Origin of the sequence: Thalassospira xiamenensis M-5 = DSM 17429, from assembly GCF_000300235.2 — a bacterium.
GTDB lineage: Bacteria > Pseudomonadota > Alphaproteobacteria > Rhodospirillales > Thalassospiraceae > Thalassospira > Thalassospira xiamenensis.
In genome coordinates this window covers 2,717,339-2,738,372 of sequence record NZ_CP004388.1, presented here as the reverse complement: position 1 = coordinate 2,738,372, position 21,034 = coordinate 2,717,339, and the positions used below count along the sequence as shown (strand labels likewise).

General features: G+C 55.2%; 17 protein-coding genes. 9 read left to right on the top strand and 8 right to left on the bottom strand.

What is annotated here, in order from left to right; translation table 11 throughout:
* Complete coding sequence (locus tag TH3_RS12900; RefSeq protein WP_007091407.1) at positions 1–1,386, bottom strand: cytochrome ubiquinol oxidase subunit I; 1,386 nt, start codon at positions 1,384–1,386, stop codon at positions 1–3.
* A gap of 297 nt (positions 1,387–1,683) precedes the next feature.
* Here TH3_RS12900 and TH3_RS12895 point away from each other — a divergent pair, with 297 nt between their 5' ends.
* Complete coding sequence (locus TH3_RS12895) at positions 1,684–2,580, top strand: hypothetical protein (protein ID WP_007091408.1); 897 nt, start codon at positions 1,684–1,686, stop codon at positions 2,578–2,580.
* Between the two features lie 30 nt (positions 2,581–2,610).
* Here TH3_RS12895 and TH3_RS12890 read toward each other — a convergent pair whose 3' ends face one another.
* Positions 2,611–3,501, bottom strand: a complete 891-nt coding sequence (locus TH3_RS12890) for a LysR family transcriptional regulator (protein ID WP_007091409.1) — start codon at positions 3,499–3,501, stop codon at positions 2,611–2,613.
* Between the two features lie 112 nt (positions 3,502–3,613).
* Between TH3_RS12890 and TH3_RS12885 the strand changes: the two genes are divergently transcribed.
* On the top strand, positions 3,614–4,618 hold the full coding sequence (locus TH3_RS12885; protein ID WP_007091410.1) for a YeiH family protein: 1,005 nt from the start codon (positions 3,614–3,616) through the stop codon (positions 4,616–4,618).
* Positions 4,619–4,768: 150 nt separating this feature from the next.
* On the opposite strand, the gene TH3_RS12880 is transcribed toward TH3_RS12885, so the two are convergent.
* Both TH3_RS12880 and adh read right to left on the bottom strand, forming a co-directional pair.
* Positions 4,769–5,182, bottom strand: a complete 414-nt coding sequence (locus tag TH3_RS12880; RefSeq protein WP_007091411.1) for a DUF779 domain-containing protein — start codon at positions 5,180–5,182, stop codon at positions 4,769–4,771.
* Between the two features lie 60 nt (positions 5,183–5,242).
* Positions 5,243–6,763, bottom strand: a complete 1,521-nt coding sequence (gene adh / locus TH3_RS12875) for an aldehyde dehydrogenase (protein ID WP_007091412.1) — start codon at positions 6,761–6,763, stop codon at positions 5,243–5,245.
* 385 nt (positions 6,764–7,148) lie between these two features.
* Here adh and TH3_RS12870 point away from each other — a divergent pair, with 385 nt between their 5' ends.
* Positions 7,149–9,071 (top strand): sigma-54-dependent Fis family transcriptional regulator, encoded by a 1,923-nt coding sequence (locus tag TH3_RS12870; protein ID WP_007091413.1) that lies wholly within the window; start codon positions 7,149–7,151, stop codon positions 9,069–9,071.
* Here TH3_RS12870 and TH3_RS12865 read toward each other — a convergent pair.
* A complete protein-coding gene (locus tag TH3_RS12865) occupies positions 9,068–9,574 on the bottom strand; it encodes an Lrp/AsnC family transcriptional regulator (protein ID WP_007091414.1) in 507 nt (168 codons plus the stop codon). The two genes, TH3_RS12870 and TH3_RS12865, sit on opposite strands and share 4 nt — an antisense overlap.
* Before the next feature lie 169 nt (positions 9,575–9,743).
* Here TH3_RS12865 and asnB point away from each other — a divergent pair, with 169 nt between their 5' ends.
* From asnB to glpD, 3 genes are all read left to right on the top strand, one after another.
* The gene (gene asnB / locus TH3_RS12860; RefSeq protein ID WP_007091415.1) at positions 9,744–11,687 is read left to right on the top strand and encodes an asparagine synthase (glutamine-hydrolyzing); all 1,944 of its coding nucleotides are present in this window, start codon (positions 9,744–9,746) and stop codon (positions 11,685–11,687) included.
* Between the two features lie 107 nt (positions 11,688–11,794).
* A complete protein-coding gene (locus TH3_RS12855) occupies positions 11,795–13,162 on the top strand; it encodes an IS1182 family transposase (RefSeq protein ID WP_040059871.1) in 1,368 nt (455 codons plus the stop codon).
* A gap of 306 nt (positions 13,163–13,468) precedes the next feature.
* Positions 13,469–15,007, top strand: a complete 1,539-nt coding sequence (gene glpD / locus TH3_RS12850; protein ID WP_007090427.1) for a glycerol-3-phosphate dehydrogenase — start codon at positions 13,469–13,471, stop codon at positions 15,005–15,007.
* 10 nt (positions 15,008–15,017) lie between these two features.
* Here the strand turns inward: glpD and TH3_RS12845 are convergent, their stop codons facing one another.
* Positions 15,018–15,308: a TfoX/Sxy family DNA transformation protein gene (locus tag TH3_RS12845; RefSeq protein ID WP_007090426.1), complete on the bottom strand. Its 291-nt coding sequence runs from the start codon at positions 15,306–15,308 to the stop codon at positions 15,018–15,020.
* Between the two features lie 85 nt (positions 15,309–15,393).
* On the opposite strand from TH3_RS12845, the gene TH3_RS12840 reads away from it, so the two are divergent.
* Positions 15,394–17,205 (top strand): Na/Pi cotransporter family protein, encoded by a 1,812-nt coding sequence (locus TH3_RS12840; protein WP_233421769.1) that lies wholly within the window; start codon positions 15,394–15,396, stop codon positions 17,203–17,205.
* Between the two features lie 14 nt (positions 17,206–17,219).
* Here TH3_RS12840 and TH3_RS12835 read toward each other — a convergent pair whose 3' ends face one another.
* Both TH3_RS12835 and TH3_RS12830 read right to left on the bottom strand, forming a co-directional pair.
* Complete coding sequence (locus tag TH3_RS12835; RefSeq protein ID WP_007090424.1) at positions 17,220–17,672, bottom strand: GNAT family acetyltransferase; 453 nt, start codon at positions 17,670–17,672, stop codon at positions 17,220–17,222.
* Positions 17,673–17,869: 197 nt separating this feature from the next.
* Entirely contained in the window at positions 17,870–18,520 is a 651-nt protein-coding gene (locus TH3_RS12830) for a hypothetical protein (protein WP_007090423.1), read from the bottom strand.
* 210 nt (positions 18,521–18,730) lie between these two features.
* Here TH3_RS12830 and TH3_RS12825 point away from each other — a divergent pair, with 210 nt between their 5' ends.
* Positions 18,731–19,456 carry a response regulator gene (locus TH3_RS12825; protein WP_007090422.1) on the top strand — a complete coding sequence of 242 codons (726 nt, stop codon included), beginning with the start codon at positions 18,731–18,733 and terminating at the stop codon, positions 19,454–19,456.
* Positions 19,453–20,997 carry an ATP-binding protein gene (locus TH3_RS12820; RefSeq protein WP_007090421.1) on the top strand — a complete coding sequence of 515 codons (1,545 nt, stop codon included), beginning with the start codon at positions 19,453–19,455 and terminating at the stop codon, positions 20,995–20,997. The genes TH3_RS12825 and TH3_RS12820 overlap by 4 nt, the downstream gene beginning before the upstream one ends.
* The last annotated feature ends 37 nt before the right edge of the window (positions 20,998–21,034 follow it).

Genomic DNA, 21,034 nt, shown 5'->3' with positions numbered 1-21,034 from the left:
TCATTCTCCTGCCGTCGGGATGGTGGGATCAGAAATCGGGCGGCTTCCGGCGCGCAGGACTTCGCCCTTCGGCGAATGAGCAAAACGCGGGTCCTTGTTCATCGCGCGGATGATATAGGCGGTGCCAACCCCGAACACGATGGCATAGACAATGACGAATGCGGCAAGCGATCCGGCAATTGCGGTCGGGGCGACGGGCGATCCGGCTTCGGATGTACGCATCAACCCGTAAACCACCCAGGGCTGACGCCCGATTTCGGTGGTGAACCATCCGGCCAGAATGGCGATAAAGCCGCTTGGCCCCATGATCAGGGCAAAGCGATGCAGCCACGTGCAGCTATAAAGCGATTTGCGCCACCGGGCGAACAGGCTGACGATACCAAGTAACGCCATCAAAATGCCAAGTCCGACCATGATGCGGAATGTCCAGAATACGATGGTCGCATTCGGGCGGTCTTCGGGGGCAAAATCCTTTAATCCGGTGATCCTGCCCTCCCAGTCATGGGTCAGGATCATTGATCCCAGTTTCGGGATTTCAACGGCGTATTTCGTTTCCTCGGCGGCCATGTCGGGCCAGCCAAACAGGATCAGCGGCGCGCCATTTTGCGTTTCAAAATGGCCCTCCATCGCCGCGACCTTGGCTGGTTGATGTTCAAGGGTATTAAGCCCGTGCATATCACCGGCCACGATCTGGATCGGGGCGACGATGGCGGCCATCCACATTGCCATGGAAAACATGATCCGTGCGGCGCGGTTTTCCCGATCACGCAACAAATGCCACGCCCCCACCGCACCAACCACAAGGGCGGTGGTCAGAAATGCCGCCAGAACCATGTGAACAAGTCGATAGGGGAAGCTTGGATTAAAGATCACATCCCACCAGCTTTGCACAACAGCCCGACCATTTTCGATAATATGGCCGGTGGGTGTCTGCATCCAGCTATTGGCCGACAAAATCCAGAAGGCGGAAAATAATGTGCCGATTGCAACCATCGTGGTCGCGGTGAAATGCAGCTTCGGCCCGACACGGTTAAGGCCAAACAGCATGATGCCAAGGAACCCGGCCTCGAGGAAAAAGGCGCTGAGTACCTCGTAGGCCAGAAGCGGGCCCAGCACGCTGCCGGTAAATTCGGAAAAAGGTCCCCAGTTCGTGCCGAACTGATAGGACATGACAATGCCCGAAACGACACCCATGCCAAAGGCCAGCGCAAAGATTTTCAGCCAGAATTTATATAGCGCCAGATAGGTATCATCGCGTGTGCGCAGCCAAAGCGCTTCGAGCACGAAAAGATAACTGGCCAGTCCAATGGTAAAGGACGGAAAAATGATGTGAAACGAGATGGTGAACGCGAATTGCACGCGGGCCAATATGTCGGGATCAAACATTGGCGTTGGTCCTTTTATCAGGCAAAGCCTTCCTGTCGGGCCGCGTTTTTCGTTGCAACGCGAAATCGCTCATTGCATGACCTGATCCACTGAAAACAGCGGATCAGGGGCCGTGTTCATAAGGACAAAGTGATAAAGGGCCCGTCCGAATTGTGCATTGCGTATTCGCAATTTTGATCTGGAAAAATTCGATTATGCGTTTGTAGAAAGGTGGCGTGAGAGCCATCACAGTGTATGAGGTTTCTGCGGTGTAATGTTGCGTATCCGAATGGGTGTGTCGTTGGCAAGGGGATAAGAATGAACGATGCGGTGACCGAAGGCGCAGATGACGGCCACAAAGAAATACTCTTCAGTCATTGGGTGTTGTGGGAAAGCTGCATTGTCGCATGGAAGAACATTTATATTGTTCTTGTCGCGGGCTTGATTTTTACCATGACGGGAACCTTTGAGCTTTATGTTTCGACGCATAATGCTTTGGCGGTCGCAAATGAAGAAACCGCAACTTTCGGCCCGTTGGTCATGATGATTTTCTGGGGTGCTCAGGTGGCGATAACCAGTATTGCTTTGGCGATATTGATGTATGCCGTGCATTCTACGGTTCTTGATGGTGCTAGCGGCTGGGCTGTCTTTGCTGGCGATGGAAAAACAAAGCTGAAAAAGCTGGCGCTTCGGATTTTTATGGCTTTGATGGTGCCGCTTTTAGTAGCCCTTTTACTTCAGGGGCTTACGGCCCTGATGGGGTTTAAGGCGGGGGATCGCATCCATGGCGGATTAGGTGTGATCGTATTTGTCGGGTTCGCCATTTTTGTCGTTTTATCTGGTGTATCGCTGATATTGCTGATCACTTGGCCCGCCTCGGTCATCTGGTCCAATTACGCGACACTCAGGCAGGCATACTATCGTGGTAAAAAGGTTTTCTGGTATGTATTGGGCCGAAACGTGATGCTACTGCCTGCCATGATGGCATTGCAGCTTTTGATTGCCGTAATCTTTTTACCCATTGTAACAACGGTTCTTGGTGCGAAGGATAAGACCGATGTCGCATTGAAGTTCTTTTCACCGGGATTTGCTTTTTCGATAAGTGCTTTGAATAGCCTATTGGCTGTGGTTTGGTTTGTTTTGCTTTCCGTGATCATTTCGCGCGCACTGCAAATTGGTGATTGGCGGCTACGTAACTCTCAATCGGGAACTTAAGGCGCGCCGGGTTTCTCGTGCTGGCGCTGCTTATGTGCCGGACAGGCAAAGCTTTTCCAACGCCAGCGAACTTTGCGTCTGGCGGCGTTCCTTGTGGCGCAGCATCATGAATTTGCGTGGGCGGATGTGAAATGCTGCACGGAAAAGCCGCCCCTGCGCGATCAGGGAACTGACGGCGAAGCTTGAAACGGCGGTTGCGCTGATGCCGGTTTCAACCGCGGTAATCACCGCCTCGTTCGCCGGTAATGTCAGGGCGATTTTGAGTTTTTGCGGATCAATGCCCGACTGGTGTACCGCATTCTCAAACTCGGAACGTGTGCCAGATCCGGCTTCGCGAAGGACCCAACTGCTTTGAGTTGTCAGGTCCTGCGCGCTTAAGGGCCTGCCATCGGCCCAGGGATGTTTGGGGCCGACCACCACCACCAATGCATCTTCGGCGACTTCGCGCATGGCAAGTGCCGGTTCATCAACTTCGCCCTCAATAAAGCCGATATCGGCGGCACCACCACGGACGGCATCGGCCACGGTTTTTGTATTGCCAATCGTCAGATTGATGGCAATGCCGGGATACTGATCATGAAACTGCATCAAAAACGGTGGCAGCCAGTAACTGGCGATTGTCTGGCTGGCATAAACGTTAAGCTCGCCGCGCTGTAATCCGCCAAGTTCGGCCAGTGTCAGTTCGGCGGCGCGTGCGCGCGCCAGGGTCGCCTTGGCCTCGTTTAAAAACAGCCGCCCGGTTTCGCTAAGCTCGATCCGTCGTCCGACCCGGTGGAACAGCGCAACGCCATAAAACCCTTCGAGGTTCTTGATTGCCGAACTGACTGCCGAGGGGGTGAGGCCAATCGCATCGGCGGCCTTTGTGAGATGTTCGCGTTCGGCCACGGCAACAAAGATGGCAAGCTGTTCAAGCGTCATCATGGCATTTATCCAAAAATCATTCGAAATAATCGAATGAAATATCCATTTTTATTCGATGGAAGTAAATGATTGTTCGTGTGATTTTTCGCCTGTCACATTTTACAGGCAGATCATGTTTTTTAAAGCCCACCTCAAATCCCTTTTGCCCGGTCTGTTCCTGACCACGGCGATTGCCCTGATCGCCAAACTGGTTGAGCAGGCGGAGCGTAGCCTTTTGGGGCATGGCTGGATCGAAAGTCTGGTTTTTGCCATCCTGCTTGGTGTGGTGGTGCGATCCGTGTTTGGCCTTGCCAAGCCGTTTCATGATGGTGTGCGGTTTTGTGGGAAGACCGTGCTTGAAATCGCGATTGTTTTGCTGGGCGCGTCAATCAGTGCGCAGGCCTTGGGGCAGGCGGGCTTTGGCCTGATTGCGGCCATTGTTCTGGTGGTTTGCACCAGTCTGTTTTTAAGCTTCCATATCGGGCGGTTACTTGGACTGTCGAAGCATTTAGCGATGCTGGTGGCCTGCGGCAATTCGATCTGTGGCAATTCGGCGATTGCCGCCACCGCCCCGGTGATTTCGGCAAAATCCGATGATGTTGCGGCCTCCATCGCCTTTACCGCTGTTCTGGGGGTTCTGTTTGTTTTTGCCCTGCCGCTGGTGCATGCCGGGCTGGGCCTGAGTGCCGCGCAATATGGTATTTTTTCCGGCTTGACGGTTTATGCAGTCCCGCAGGTTCTGGCCGCGACGGCCCCGGCGGGCCCCCTGGCGGTGCAGGTCGGAACGCTGGTAAAACTGATCCGCGTTCTGATGCTTGGCCCGGTGATCTTTGCGCTTGCCCTTATGGGGGGGCGCAAACGCGAGGTTCGCCTGCCTGTGACCCAGATGGTGCCGTGGTTCATTGTCGGGTTCGTTGCGATGATGGCAGCCCGTTCATTTGGCCTGATCCCCGAAATCGCGCTGGAGCCGATGCGCACAATTTCATCCTTCCTGACCATCCTTGCCATGGCAGCATTGGGGTTAAGTGTCGATATCCGAAGCGTCATGCATGTCGGCGGGCGGGTGATTGCCGCAGCCCTTCTGTCGCTTCTGGTGCTGTGTGCACTAGGGCTTATGGTGCTGGTGATTTTGGCCTGATCGCAGATAAAAAAAGCCCGCCGCCTGTTCGGGGGGAATGGCGACGGGCAAGGGGAAGATGCGTCCGGCATCTTCAGACATTGGCGAGCAGGCACTGTGGGAGGCAGGGATCGCGCAATGTCACGGGTAGATCTGCGTTGGTAACCTTCTTTACGTTCTTGCTTCTGTTTTAGATTGCTCGTTTCCTTGTTCGGCGTATTTCAGTGCATTCCATTCGTCATCGGTGAAGATGCGTGATCGGGTTAGAAAGCGTTTGCCTTCGGGTCCCTCAAGCGAAAACATGCCCCCGCGTCCATCCACGACGTCAATGATCAGCTGTGTGTGACGCCAATATTCGAATTGGGCGCGTCCGATATAAAACGGGCTGCCTTCAATTTCGCCCAGTAACACATCCTGATCGCCGGTTTTGAATTCCCCATCCGGAAAGCACATTGGCGCACTGCCATCGCAACACCCGCCGGATTGATGAAACATCAGGGGGCCGTGAATGTCCTTGAGCTTCCGGATCAGGGCGGTGGCCGCGTCGGTGGCCGTGACCCGTGCCGGAATTTGATCTGTTGTCATCCTCGCCTCCTGTATCGGGAAGGGCCGGGTGCGAACGGGCACCCGGCCAGAACATTCCGATCAGAAGAATCCCATCGGTTTCGGATCATAGGAAACCAGCAGGTTCTTGGTCTGCTGATAATGGTTGAGCATCATCTTGTGGTTTTCACGCCCGATACCCGATTGCTTGTACCCGCCAAAGGCCGCATGCGCCGGATAGAGGTGATAGCAATTGGTCCAGACGCGACCGGCCTTGATATTGCGGCCAAACCGATAGGCGCGCGTGCCATCGCGGGTCCAGACACCGGCACCAAGACCGTAAAGCGTATCGTTGGCGATTTTAAGCGCCTCTGCCTCGTCCTTGAAGGTTGTTGCTGAAACCACCGGGCCAAAGATTTCCTCTTGGAAAATCCGCATCCGGTTATGCCCCTTGAAGATGGTCGGCTGGACATAGAACCCGGTCGAAAGATCGCCGCCCAGTTCCGCCCTGCCGCCGCCGCAAAGGACTTCGGCACCTTCCTGCTTGCCGATATCAAGGTAGGACAGGATTTTTTCCATCTGTTCGGTCGATGCCTGCGCGCCGATCATGGTTTCACTATCCAGCGGGTTGCCCTGCTTGATATTGGCCACGCGTGACAGGACGCTATCCATGAACTTGTCATAGATGTTTTCCTGAATAAGCGCACGCGATGGGCAGGTGCAGACCTCGCCCTGGTTCAGCGCGAACATGGTCATGCCTTCGGCGGCTTTCTGACGGAAATCATCATCCTGTGCCATCACATCATCAAAGAAGATGTTGGGCGATTTGCCGCCCAGTTCGAGGGTGACCGGAATGATGTTTTCGCTGGCATATTGCATGATCAGGCGGCCGGTGGTGGTTTCACCGGTAAAGGCGACCTTGGCGATCCGGTTGCTTTGTGCCAATGGCTTGCCTGCTTCAACCCCGAAGCCCTGTACAACGTTCAGCACACCGGCCGGAAGAAGATCACCAACCAGTTCCAGAAGTACGCAAATCGATGCCGGGGTCTGTTCGGCCGGTTTCAGGATAACGCAGTTGCCCGCCGCCAGCGCCGGGGCCAGTTTCCAGACTGCCATCAGGATCGGGAAGTTCCACGGAATGATCTGTCCGACAACGCCAAGCGGTTCGTGGAAGTGATAGGCGACGGTATTGTCGTCAATCTCGCCAAGCGATCCTTCCTGGGCGCGGATCGCACCGGCAAAATACCTGAAATGATCAATCGCCAGCGGAATGTCTGCGGCGAGCGTTTCACGCACCGCCTTGCCGTTATCCCATGTTTCGGCAACCGCCAGCATTTCAAGGTTCTGTTCCATGCGGTCGGCGATTTTATTGAGGATATTGGCCCGTTCGGTCACCGATGTTTTGCCCCACGCTTCGGCTGCGCCGTGGGCGGCATCAAGTGCCTTTTCGATATCTTCCGAACTGGATCGTGCGATTTCGCAGAATGGCTTGCCATTCACCGGCGAGATATTTTCGAAATACTGCCCCTTGGTGGGCGCGGTCCATTCGCCGCCGATATAGTTGTCATAACGGGATTTGAATGCAACGACGCTGCCCGCGTCGCCCGGATTCTTGTAAATCATCTTGGATCCTCCATGATCGGAAGGCGGCTTTGCCACCTGTTTTTGGTTTTGGCCCTGACAGTTCCGCAAAGTACGTGCCAGTTCGCAAAATTCTGTGCCAGAGGACCCGGTGACCGATTTTTTTGCCTTTTTACAATCGGTTGGAAGATGGCGCTGATTGGGGGCGATTGTGTCATGCCGTTCCGTGTCGTGGCACAGGTGGTACAAACTGTCCCATATTCGTGACACAACCAATTATGCCGTCTGTTTGCACGGAAACCATTTGGTGTTTTGGGGCTGTGATGTGTTACGATCCCTGCTGTGATCGGATGCGGACAAAGCCGCAAGCCGGGCCATGCCAGAACGCATTCCCGACAAAATACCGACGCAAGGGAGATAACGTCTTATGTCTGGAAACCATTACGGTGGACGGATCGAAGCTGCGTTGCAGTTAAGTGGCGTCGCCCAAAATCGCGCCGTTCTCGAAAGCTGGCAACGTTGCGAACAGCGCTTTGGTCTGGCGCATGACACTTTGCGCCGTCCCGAAGTCATGCCCGAAAGCCAAACCCGCCAGCGCCGTGATCGCAGCGGGCGGCTTTATCATCATGCCCATGATCTGGTGCGCACTCTTTATCGCAAGATTGATGCGTCGGGCTATGCGGTTTTCCTGACCGATAATGACGGTGTGATCCTTGACAGTGTCGCGGCCCACACGTTGCTGCCGTCGTTTCGCACCAACGGCCTTTTGCCCGGTGCCGTCTGGAGCGAGGAACGCGAAGGCACCAACGGTATCGGCACCTGCATCGTTGAAGGCCGACCGATCACCATCCACAAGGACGAACATTTTCTGGTACAACATGCGGTTCTGACCTGCACGGCCGCCCCGGTGTTTGACCCGGAAGGGCAGGTTTGCTCCGTGCTTGATGTGTCGGCGGTGCGCGATGACATCAAACGTACGGATTGTTTGCGGGTCCGAAGCCTGATTGCCGATTACGCCGATGCGCTTGAACGTATCCTTTTCTTTGATGAATGCGCGTCTGATCTGATCCTGCATCTTCATCCCGACGCACAGCATGTCGGATCGACCCGCGATGCCCTGATTTCCATTGGTCCGGATGGCAATATCCGTGGCGCGACCTCGACCGCGCGCCGTTTGCTGGCGGCGGCGGACAACGCGCGCGATGTGCAATCGATGTTCGGTTTTGATCTGGATGGCCTGATCGCGACGCTTGGCGTGGGCGAGGGGGCATCAACTTCTGTATCGGCCAAGGCCCTGCCCGTCAATGGGGGGGGGCTTTTGTTCGGGCGGGTGACTTTGCCTGAAAAGCAGCGGCGCAAGTTTATCTCGATGCGGCCGGCACCATTGTCGCGTCCGTCCGCGCGTTCGGCGGCGAATGAAACCGGTGACATCCCCGATCAGGACCCGGTAATCCGTCGTCTTTACAAGGTCGGTAGCAAACTTCTGACCAATCGTATCAATGTTCTGATGTCGGGCGAAACCGGCAGCGGCAAGGAACATATGGCGCGCGCCATTCATGCCGCTGCGGTCGGTGCGCGCAAACCGTTCGTTGCGATCAATTGCGCGGCCCTTCCCGAAAGCCTGATTGAAAGCGAGCTTTTCGGTCATGCCGGTGGTGCCTTTACCGGTGCGGCACGCGATGGCTTTGGCGGGCGGATCAAGCAGGCCGATGGCGGGACTTTGTTCCTGGATGAAATCGGTGATATGCCGCTTTCAGCACAGGGGCGGCTTTTGCGTGTGCTTGAACAACGCACGGTCGAGCCGCTTGGCAGTACCAAATCCGTGCCGGTCAATTTCCGTCTGATCTGTGCCAGCAATGTCGATCTGACCCGTGCGGTGGCGGATGGCAAATTCCGCGAAGATCTGCTTTACCGGATCAAAGGTGCGCGCCTTTCCCTGCCAGCACTTCGCGAACGGTCCGATCTGCCGGATCTCATCGCCCGGCTTCTTCGCGGTATTTCCAGGGATATGGCGGGGGATGTTCGTTGTTCGGACGACGTTCTGGAGCTGCTGTCACGCCATGACTGGCCGGGCAATATCCGCGAACTGGTCAATGTATTACAATATGCCTGCGTTTTTGCCGAAGGTGGTTTGATCCTGCGGTCGCACCTGCCCGACGATTTCCACGAAGCCATTACGTGCGATCCAAATCACGCCGGATCGATCCTGAAACGGGCCGAAGCCGATGCTTTGCGTCAGGTGCTTGATGATCACCGCTGGCATATCAGCAAAACCGCCAAGGCGCTTGGCATCAGCCGCAATACGCTTTATCGCAAGATGGATCGGTTCGATATAAGGCGTGAAGCCTAGCCCTTGAGCACGCCGTCAAGCGGTGAGGGTGCGGTGAGGCTTTCGAGCGGATAGCCCGAAAAGGTTTTGGTGCGTTCCATCACCACATGGCCACGGAAATTCTCGATCCCGATATTGGCGGCCAGAAGCTTTTCTTTGAGCTGGTTGAAATGCGCGATATCGCGGCAGATCATATCCATCGTGTAATCGAACGGCCCGGCGATTTTATAGCAGGAAATGACTTCGGGGACGTTGGTGATTGCGGCTTCGAACCGTTTGAAATCATCGACCAGATGATTGCCCAGCGTGATTTCGGCCATGATGTGCAGGTTAGCACCTATTTTATCAAGGTCGATTTCCGCCAGATATTGCGTGATCAGCCCGGCTTCCTCAAGCTTGCGCACCCGTTCCAGACAGGGCGAGGGCGACAGATTGACCTCTTCTGAAAGATCAAGGTTCGAAATCCGGCCATTGGTTTGCAAAACCTGCAGGATTTTGATGAACAGTCGATCCAGTTTCAGCATGGTCTTTCCAGCTTGATGGGCAATGCTGCCTGTTTATCACCGCTTGTCATTACACGCGACCAAAATCCCCGAAACAAACTGCAAATCCTTGTCGGCAAGCCCATGATTTTGATTGTCGAACGCGCCCGGATCGTTTTTAAGTAGGGCAAATGATAAAGGGATATTTTTCATGTGCGGCATCACTGGTCTGTGGCTTGGTCGCAATAGCGACGGCGATAAATTGCGCAACACCATCACGCGCATGACCGATGCGTTGCTGCATCGCGGGCCGGATGGCGGCGATGTCTGGTGCGATAGCGATGCCGGACTGGCGCTGGGGCAGCGTCGCCTTGCCATCATCGATCTTTCCGATGCCGGTAAACAACCGATGCATTCGGCCGATGGCAGATACGTCATGGTTTATAATGGCGAGGTCTATAACGCCGAAGACCTGCGTGCCAAACTGGCCGGTGAAAATGTCGCGTGGCGCGGCCATTCCGACAGTGAGGTTATCCTTGAGTGCATGGCGCGCTGGGGCGTGCGTGATACGGTTAAACGCCTGATCGGCATGTTCGCCATCGCCCTTTGGGATAAAAAGACCGGCAGGCTGACCCTGGTGCGTGACCGTTTGGGTGTCAAGCCGCTTTACTGGTCACGTTTTGACGGAAATATTGCCTTTGCGTCCGAGCTAAAGGCCTTGATTGGTGGCAATGTCATTTCGCGCGAAGTCAATCGTACCGCGCTTGATGCCTATTTGCGGTTTGGCTATGTGCCATCAGGGCATTCGATCTATGCCCATGCCAAAATGTTGCAGCCGGGCCATATTCTTGAAATCACGGGGGAAGGCCATGTATCCGAATTTGCATACTGGTCGGTCGAAGATGCCGTTCTAAGTGGTCAGAACCATCATTGGAGTGGTGATGATCAAAGTGCGATTGATGCGCTTGAAGATTTGCTGCGCGATGCCGTCGAACGGCGGATGATTGCCGATGTGCCACTCGGCGCGTTTCTTTCGGGTGGTATTGATTCCTCGACCGTGGTTGCCCTGATGCAATCGATTTCCGACCGGCCGGTGAAAACCTATTCCATCGGCTTTGACCATGATGCCTATAACGAGGCGGCCTTTGCCGGTAAAGTCGCTAAACATCTTGGCACCGACCATACTGAGCTTTATGTCACCGCACAGGATGCGCTTGATCTGGTGCCGCGCCTTTCTGAAATCTATGATGAGCCGTTCTTTGATAGTTCATCCATCCCGACCAGCCTGATTTCGACCCTGACCCGCAAGGAGGTGACGGTTGCTCTTTCGGGCGACGGCGGGGATGAAACCTTTGGCGGCTACAATCGTTACCTTTGGGCGCGCCAGATCAGCAATATTGCCAAAAACATTCCGTTTTTTGGGGCGTCGTTGGTGTCCAAGGGGCTGACGGCGCTTTCGCCTGCGCAATGGGATGCCCTGATCGGTCTTTTGCCCGGCAAGCGCGGGACAGCGGCATTGGGTGACAAGATTCACAAGGTCGCGCCGCTTTTGGAAATACGTGATGATCTGGATCGCTATCAGGCGTTGCTTTCGCTTTGGAATCCGGATGTCCTGATGGCGGATGAGCCGGATAAACAGCGCAAGAAATTCCGCATTCCGGGCGAAAAATTCTGCCGGAATCGAAATCTTGATCATGTGTCCGCGATGCAGGTCATGGATACGATGATGTATATGGTCGATGATATCCTGACCAAGGTTGATCGGGCGTCAATGGCTAGTTCGCTTGAAGTGCGTGTGCCGTTGATTGATCATCGCGTCATTGAATTTGGCTGGCGGATGCCCGCGCATCTTAAATTGGATGGTTCGGTGGGAAAGGTTGCCCTTCGGCGTATTCTTTATAAGTATGTCCCTCGTGAGCTGATTGATCGTCCCAAAACCGGTTTTGGTGTGCCGTTGGCAGAATGGCTGCGTGGACCGCTTAAGGAATGGGTAGGCGACTTGCTGGCACGCGATGCGCTTTATTCTGATTTCGGGCTTAACCGAGAGGAAGTTAATAAGCGGTTTACCGAGCATCTTTCAGGTCACCGCAACTGGCCGCACCAGCTTTGGACGATTGCCATGCTGTCGGATTGGCAGCGTCGCTGGCTTGGTTAAGCTAAGCTGATTGCAAAAAAATCTAACTTTGAAAGCCCCGCCGTTTGGCGGGGGCAGACTGCTGACAAAGTCCTCGCCATTGGCGGGGATTTTTGATTCAATGGGGAATGCTTAAGAAACCCAGCCCACATCAAACCGAACTTGAGATGGTGACACTCGACAGTTTGGTCCCCAGCGATCATTTGCTTCGTAAGATCGATGCCGTGATCGATTTCAGTTTTATCCATGCGCGCGTGGCCGATTTGTACTGCGCGAACAATGGCCGTCCCGCCCTTGATCCGGTGATGATGTTTAAGGCGCTGTTCATTGGCTATCTGTTTGGCGTGCGCTCGGAGCGCCAGCTTGTGCGCGAGATTGAGGTCAATGTCGCCTATCGCTGGTTTTTGCAACTCAAGCTGACCGACAAGGTCTTTGATGCCTCGACCCTGTCGCAGAACCGGCGGCGTCGATATCATGATGCCAGTGTTGCGCAGGATATTTTTGACGAGATCGTCGAGCAGGCGATCAGGCACGGGCTGGTGGATGGTAAGGTTCTCTATACCGACAGCACGCATTTGAAGGCCGATGCCAACAAGAACAAATGGGACCGCGAAGTGGTTGCCAAATCGCGCGCGGCCTATTGGGATGATCTGGATCTGGCGATTGAGGAAGACCGGGCGGCTCATGCGAAAAAGCCGCTCAAAGCCAAGGAACGCCAGCCGGTTGAGAAAGAAACCAAGATCAGCCGAACCGATCCCGACAGCGGATATATGGTGCGCGACGGCAAGCCCAAGGGCTTTTTCTATCTCGATCACCGCACGGTCGATGGCAAGCTTGGGATCATTACCGACAGTTACGCCACCCCGGCCAATCTGCATGACAGCATTCCCTATCTCGACCGTCTTGACCGACAAAGGCAGCGTTTTGACCTTGATGTTATCGCCGTCGGACTGGATGCGGGCTATGCGACCGCCGCGATTGCCAAAGGCCTTGAAGATCGTGACATCCTTGGCGTGACGGGCTATCGCCGCCCGAACCTTCGGGAAGGCTACATCCCCAAACGCAAATACGTTTATGACCCTGAACGTGATGCTTATCGCTGCCCCGAAGGTCAGCTTCTGTCTTATGCGACAACCGACCGAAATGGATACCGCCATTATCACAGCGACCCGGAAAAATGCCGCACCTGTCCTGTGCTGGCTTCCTGTACCGCCAATGCCCACCACCGAAAAACTGTCACGCGCCATGTCTGGCAAGACGCCAGAGACCGGGCTGACGCCTATCGTCTGACAGAGTGGGGCAAGCGGGTTTACAAGCGCCGAAAAGAGACGGTCGAACGCTCCTTTGCAGATGCCAAACAGCTTCACGGTCATCGATATGCAAGGTTCCGGGGACTGATCAATGTCAAATGCCAATGTCTGCTGGCCGCCGCCGCCCAAAATATCAAGAAAATAGCCCTGGCTTTGGGCCCCAAGGGGCAAATCGCCGAGGGATAATCCCCTCGGCACACTCAAGCCGGCTTTCAAAAACCTCTAAAAGCAAAACCCCGCCAAAATATGACGGGGTTTGTCAGCGGTCTGGCCCCGCCGTTTGGCGGGGTTTTTCGTTTCGGCTCATGGGATTTGATCCCAGAGTTGTCAATTTTCAAAATCGAAATTTTTATCGAGTGTTGAGGTTTTGGCTTCGGTAAATAAGGGTATTGATTGCTATTGGCTATAAATTGTCACAATTCATCGCTTGAAAATTTTCGAAAATGAAATATTTTATGGTCAATATCGAAACTAAAGCGCGGAAGTCATGCCATGCAGAACCATTCGGAATATGACCTGATCATTGTCGGCGGCGGGATCAACGGGGCGGGGATCGCCCGTGATGCAGCCGGGCGCGGGCTCAGGGTCCTGCTGTGCGAAATGAACGATCTGGCAAGTGCCACATCTTCGGCCAGCACCAAACTGATCCATGGTGGTCTGCGTTATCTTGAACATTATGAATTCCGTCTGGTCCGTGAGGCATTGAACGAACGAGAAGTCCTTCTGGGCAACGCGCCGCATATCATCTGGCCGCTGCGGTTTGTTCTGCCCCATGTTCCTGGCCTGCGACCGGCATGGATGATCCGCCTTGGCCTGTTCCTTTACGATCATCTTGGCGGACGCAAAAAACTGCCGGGCAGCGAGGGAATTTCACTGCGCAAGCACGTTGCGGGGCAGCCGCTCAATACCGGAATGGACAAGGCATTCGTCTATTCCGATTGCTGGGTCGATGATGCACGGCTTGTGGTTCTGAATGCCATGGATGCCCGCGAATGCGGTGCCGAAATCCTGACGCGTACCCGCTGTGTCGGTGCAACCCAACAGGATGGCAAATGGCAGGTCACCCTGAGTGATCGCGACAGCGATGCCGAACGCATCGTTAGTGGCAAGATGCTGATCAATGCCGCCGGTCCGTGGTGTGCCTCGCTGATTGATCCTGAGAATGGTGTGGTCGATGCCGAAACCAAGGCAAATATCCGTCTGGTCAAGGGTAGCCATATCGTGGTTCCGAAACTTTTCGATCATGATCATTGCTATATTTTCCAGAACCCGGATGGCCGCATCGTTTTTGCCATTCCCTATCAGGATGATTTCACCTTGATCGGCACCACCGATGTCGATTTTAACGGCGATCCGGCCAAGGTTGAAATCGGCGCTGACGAAGTCGATTATCTGTGCAAGCTGGCTGGTGATTATTTCGAAACACCGATTTCGGTGATGGATGTCGTCTGGTCCTATTCCGGGGTGCGTCCGCTATATGCGGGCGAGGGCGAAGTTGCCAACGCATCCAAAGTCTCGCGTGATTACACGCTCAAACTCGAAGCCGGGCAGGGCAAAGCCCCGGCGCTGCATGTGTTTGGTGGCAAAATCACCACCTATCGCAAACTGGCCGAGCATGCCTTGCAACTGATTTCAAAACAGCTTGGGGTGACTAATCGTCCCTGGACGGCGGGCGAAGTACTGCCCGGTGGTGATCTGCCCGATGCATCCTTTGAAAAGGCTCTGCAATCCTATGGTGCCCGATATGACTGGTTACCGGAAGCAACCCTGAAACGTCTTCTGCGTGCCTATGGCAGCAGGATCGAAAAACTGCTTGATGGCTGCAACAGCGTGGCCGACCTTGGTGTTTGTTATGGTTATGACCTGTATGAAGCCGAAGTGCGTTATCTGATTGATCAGGAATGGGTGCGTGGCGTCGAAGACCTTGTCTGGCGTCGCTCCAAACTTGGTTTGCGCCTGTCAGAAGATCAGATTGCGGGACTTCGCAAACGTCTGGCATCCGTGTCATCGGACCAGATCGCGGCCCAGTAATCGGCTGGCCTTAATGCGCCGCGATTTCGCTGCGTAACCGCACCAGCAAATCGCGGAGTTCCTGTTTGCGCGATGGGGTAATATCGCGCCAGTCATGGTCGTGAATGGCACCTTCAAGTGCATAAAGATAATTCACGCTGATCTGTTTTTCCCCGCCAAACCGGAACAATAGCCGTCTTGCCGTTTCCTCCAACCCTTCCTTGATCAGGTCGGATCGGTTTTCAATGCCGATCTCGGCCAGTTCGCGCGACGATGTCGGGCCGATATTGCGCATTTTTCCGTGCGGGTTCGGGGCAGGCATTATGGCGGGAATCCAGTCTGATCTATACGCGGGATTTCTGTGTGCTATGATGGCATATCAATAGTTTATGGCAGGTTCCATGCCGATGTCATCCCTTCGCTTATCCGCCTCTTTATCTGCCCTGACGGCTGTTTTGACTGTCCTGCCGATGCGCGGCATCCTTGCGGCAACCAATGATCCTTCGGTGCCGGATTTGCAGTTGGGCTGGATGGCGATTGGCCTTTTGGGCGGCCTTGCCCTTTTCCTGTATGGCATGGATCATCTTGCAACGGCGCTTAAAACGCTGGCCGGGGCAAGGTTGCGTGTGATCCTTGCCAAAATGACCCGCAACCGTTTTATGGCCGTCCTTTCCGGGGTGGCGATCACCGGGCTGGTGCAATCGTCGAGTGTGACAACTGTTCTTGTGGTCGGCTTTGTTTCTGCCGGATTGATGAGCTTCGCCCAATCCATTGCTGTGATCATGGGGGCCAATATCGGAACGACCCTGACGGCGCAGATTATCGCCTTCCGGATTGATGCCGTCGCGCCGTTGATGATTGCGGTCGGCTTTGGCGTCATGGCGTTTTGGCGTGATCGAAGCTGGTCACTTGGCGGGCGTGCCCTGCTGGGGCTTGGGCTGTTGTTTTTCGGTATGGGCATGATGAGCGAGGCGATGGAACCGCTTCGCACCTATGACCCCTTCATCAATCTGATGGCGCAGATGACAAACCCGTTTTTGTCGATTGCGATTGCCGCGGCCTTTACCGCCCTTGTGCAATCAAGTTCGGCAACGACCGGCATTGTGATTGCCCTTGCCGGGCAGGGGCTTGTGCCGCTCGAAGGGGGGATTGCCCTGATCTTCGGGGCGAATATCGGCACCTGTATCACGGCCCTTCTGGTGACGATTGGCAAGAATCGCGATGCGATGCGCACCGCCCTTGGTCATGTGTTCTTTAACGTTGTCGGGGTGCTGATCTGGCTGCCTTTTATCCCGCAACTGGCCGGTTTCGTCCATGCCGTGTCGCTGGGCGAGGAGGGTGGTCAGGTCGACATCGCGCGTGAAATCGCCAATGCGCACAGCATTTTCAACATCGCCAATGTCGCGATCATGATCGGTTTCGTGCCGTGGATTGCGCGTCTGATCGAAAAATGTGTGCCGGTGCGTGATGTGTTCGAACCGCCGCTTGACCCGGCACCAAAATTTCTGGTCAATGAAATTGCCAATACCCCATCTGCCGCTCTGATGCTTTTGCGCAAAGAAGTCATGCATATGGGCGATATCGTGTGCGATGTTGTAAGGCGTGGGCGCGAAACCATGCAAAACCCGACACTTGAGAAACTTGAAAAGATTGCCGAGCTTGATGACGGGGTTGACAGCCTTCAGGATGCGATTGCGCGGTTTGCTGGAAAACTGCGCCATTCGGAGTTGCTGCCATCGGATCAGAACCGGCTTTTGAACAAGCTTGCGATCAGCAATCATCTGGAGGCCATCGGCGATATTATCAGCGAGGAAATGACCGAGCTGGTTGGCAGATTGTTAGCCGAACGCAATCTGCCATTATTAGATAGCCGTGAAAAAATGTCCGAATTGTTCACTTTTTCTGAAGAATGCCTCAAGCAGGCACTAACGGCCTTTGCCAGTGACGATGTTGAGGCCGCCAATCGTGTATTGGCTCGTAAGGCAGAGTTCATCGAAAAAATGGACGTCACCCTGCGCCGGATCAGCGACGAGATCGGGCCAAGAGATGCGGATATCCGCCGTTACCGCACAGAAGTTGCGCTGGTCGAGCGTATCAACCGCTTATATGAACGCGCACGCCGCATTGCGCGGGCGTCACTGGCGATTACGCGCGATGATCGGGATGACAACAGCAACAGCCCGGAACGAACGCCGCACGGGCATCCGGTTGCACCTTAACAGCTGTTTTTTTCTCAGCGGTCAGCGGGAGGGGTATCTATATCTTTTTGCATGACCGTGACATCAAGGGCCCGATAGCCAAGATGGCGATAGAAATCCTGCATCGCGCTGTTTTCCGACCGCACCATTAATTGCATACGCCAGACGCCGTGTTCACGCAGCCAGTCTTCGCCGATGGCAACCAGCTTTTTGCCAAGCCCGGTTTTCTGATGGCTTGGTGCAACCGACAGATAATAAATCCAGCCGCGATGCCCGTCATGGCCGACCATCACGGTGGCAATGATAACACCGTTGATATCTTCCCATACCATCAGCGTCGAATTGCGATCCGAGAGCGCAAATCGCACATCCCATTCCGGCGGATTGTACGGGCGGTAAAGCCCGGTTTCCTGCCAGAGTTTGGTGATTGCGGGAATGTCGGTTTCAAGGGCGGTACGTGGGGCGGGGGAAAGGTGGGTTGCAGTCATGATGCAGCTTTTTGGTTCCTAAAAACGCAGAATGATCAGGGATCGAAGGCGCGTCAAACCAAAAGTCATGCAAATATAAAAAGTGGCGCCCCCGGGGAGAGGGGGCGCCAGTGTTGTCCGGGCTATCGGTTGGGTGGGGGAAGGACCCGGACAATGGGAGTTGGGTAGAAGGGAAGTGCGTGTTCTGACAAAGCCGGTTAGCTGACCGGGCGACCGGTCACGCGGCTAAGCTCCATTTCGCGAACGATGTCGCCGGCCTTGTTGGTGATGGTCGCGATATAGGTGCCGCGTGGTGTTTCCTTGATTTCGCCCAGCGTCAGTTCACCGCCACCAAACCGGATCACCATGGCATTGGCCAGAAGGGTCATCTGTTCAGTGGTAAAGCGACGGTCAAAGCGGTCCTCCGCGTCCGGTTTGGGCATCATGCGGTGCATATCACGCATTTCGTCGCGATCCGGGCGGCCCGATTTGGCATCGAAACTCACGGTATCGACAACATCGCCGTTGGCATTCAGCAGGGTGACTTCGATTTCCTCGCCGTCATCGACCGATTTGACATCGCCGGTTTTAAGCTCCGTCGTGCCGCGACGCAGAAGCATTGCATCGACCAGAATTTTGGCTTCCTCGACCGTTAGCGGAGTGCTGCGGCGCATGCCATGTTTGCCATACATGCCTTTGTGGTGGTCGCGGTCATGATCGCGGAATTTCGGGCCATCGCCACGGTCATCATCGCTCATCTGCCAGGGTCGATGATCGCCGCCCGATGCAAGCGCGGTGGCGATGGGGGGGGCGACAATGCTGGTCGCGATCAGGAGGGATGCGATTTTAAGTTTGCTGTTACGGGTCATGTGGGCCTCTTTTCGTTGGGGGACTTTTGTTTGGCTGAGGCCTTTATGAAGCTGATTTGTCGCGAAATGATCCCGGTAAACCGGGGAAATGGTCGCAATGTCTACCAAAACCGGCTTTTGCGACAATCTGATACAAATTGCTGTTTTTGATGGGCCACCGGGCGCGATAAGCTGGGATCAGATAATCTTTGGAAAGACAGGCACAGCTTGATGAGTGATCCGGCCCATATTCTCGTCGTTGATGACCACCGCGATATTCGTGATCTGCTGGGGCGGTATCTGCGCCAGCATGAATACCGCGTGACGCTGGCGTCTGACGGGCGCGAATTGCGCAAGCTGATGGCTGAGAATGTTCTGCCCGATCTGATCGTGCTCGATCTGATGATGCCTGGCGAAGACGGGTTGAGTCTTTGCCGGTGGCTGCGCGAGAATTATGATGTGCCGGTTGTGATGCTGACCGCGCTTGGCGAGGAAACCGACCGGATCATCGGCCTTGAAATGGGGGCAGATGATTATCTGGCAAAGCCTTTCAATCCGCGTGAGTTGCTGGCCCGTATCAAGGCGGTGCTTCGTCGGGCGCAAAGTTTGCCAAGCGGGCGGCGCGGCCAGAAGACCGGGGGTGAAATTGCCTTTGATCGCTGGATACTGGATCGCACGCGTCATGAATTGCGTGACGAAAACGATGTTGTCGTGTCGCTGAGTGCTGGTGAATTTGCCCTGTTATGCGCCTTTGTCGATCACCACAATATGGTGCTGAACCGCGACCAGTTGCTTGACCTGACCAAGGGGCGCGAAGCCATTCCGTTTGATCGCAGTATTGATAATCAGGTTAGCCGCCTGCGCAAAAAGATCGAGCCCGACCCGAAGAACCCGACCCTGATCAAAACCGTTTGGGGCGGGGGATATATGTTTACCTGCGACGTGGTGAAAAAATGAAACTGCGCGGTTTCATTTCCCGTTTATGGCCAGAAACCCTTGTCGGGCAGTTGGTGTTGCTGATCCTTGGTGCCGTGGTTCTGACCCATGTGGTGTTAGGATTGCTTTTGGCCGAAGAACGGCGCGATGCGTTGTTAAGCGAGCGGCGTGGCGGTGCATTGGCGCGCGTTGCGGCCATTTCGCGCATTCTGGCGGCAACCCCATCGGAAAACTGGCGTGATGTCCTGAAGGTCGGCCAGTCGCCGCAAAGCATCATGCGTCTGGCGGACAAGCCCGATAACAGCCTGCCGATGTCTGATATCAGTTACACGCTGAGCGAGCGGCTTAATCAGGCGCTTGACGGTCCCGCGGTGCCCGCGCGAGTGCATATCCTGTCGGAGGATGATTGTGAGGCGGTTGAGGAGCGCGAGAAAAAGAAACACGAAAAGCATGGTGACGATGACGATGATGATGATCGCGACAAGAAATGGCGCAAGGATGACTTTGTTCGCGACGGACATCACGGGCCGCGTTTCTTTGATCACCTTGACTGTGTTGCCGCACCATTAATGCAGATCAGTGTGCCGATCTTCCCGGTGGGGGCGACGGTAAACGCTGCCGGATCGGCGGGGGCTGAAAGTCTACAGCCTGTTGTCTGGCTGGAAGCGCGGATCAATGGTGTTGCACCGCCGCCGCGTGCGGTTTTGCAAAATATCCTGCGTATTGTTATTTCGGCGGTCCTGATCGGGATCATCGCGTTTTTCCTGGCGCGTCGCATGACACGGTCCTGGGCGGTTCTGGCACAGGCCGCCGACCGGGTGGGGCGTGGTGATTATCCCGAACCGGTGCCCGAAGATGGCCCGCTTGAAATCCGCCGTGCAGCCAAGGCGTTCAACCGCATGACCGCAAGGCTGAAACGTTTTGTCGAGGATCGCACCCGGATGCTGGCCGCGATTTCGCACGATTTGCGCACTCCGATCACGTCTCTTCGGCTGCGGGCGGAATTTGTCGAGGATGCGGAAAACCGGTCTCGGATCATCGAGACATTGAATGAAATGGAACAGATGGTCGAAGCGGCCATGACCTTTGCGCGCGAAGAAACCGCGAACGAGGCGACCCGCAAGATCGATATTGCCGCCCTGATCGAGGCCGCGGTCGAAGACCTTGCCGAAACCGGGCGACCGATCCGGTTCGTGGGTGATGGCGAACCACGGGTTTATCCATGCCGTCCGCTTTCGATCAAGCGGGCGATGGGCAATCTGATGTCAAATGCCCTGACATTCGGCGATCATGTCGACGTATCGTTGAAGCCCGCCGATGATGGTGGCATGTGGATCGAAGTCAGTGATGACGGGCCGGGAATTCCACCCGATCAGCGCGATCAGGTGTTCGAGCCGTTCTTCCGGCTTGAATCCTCGCGCAATCGTGAAACGGGTGGAATTGGCCTTGGTCTGGCGATTGCCCGCACCGCGATCCGGGCGCATGGCGGCGAGATTTATCTGGAAGATGCGCCGTCTGGCGGGCTTCTGGCGCGGATTTACCTTCCGCCGATTGCGCAGTGATCCGGGGTCTTGGGCAAAAGGTTTCGCTAGATTGACC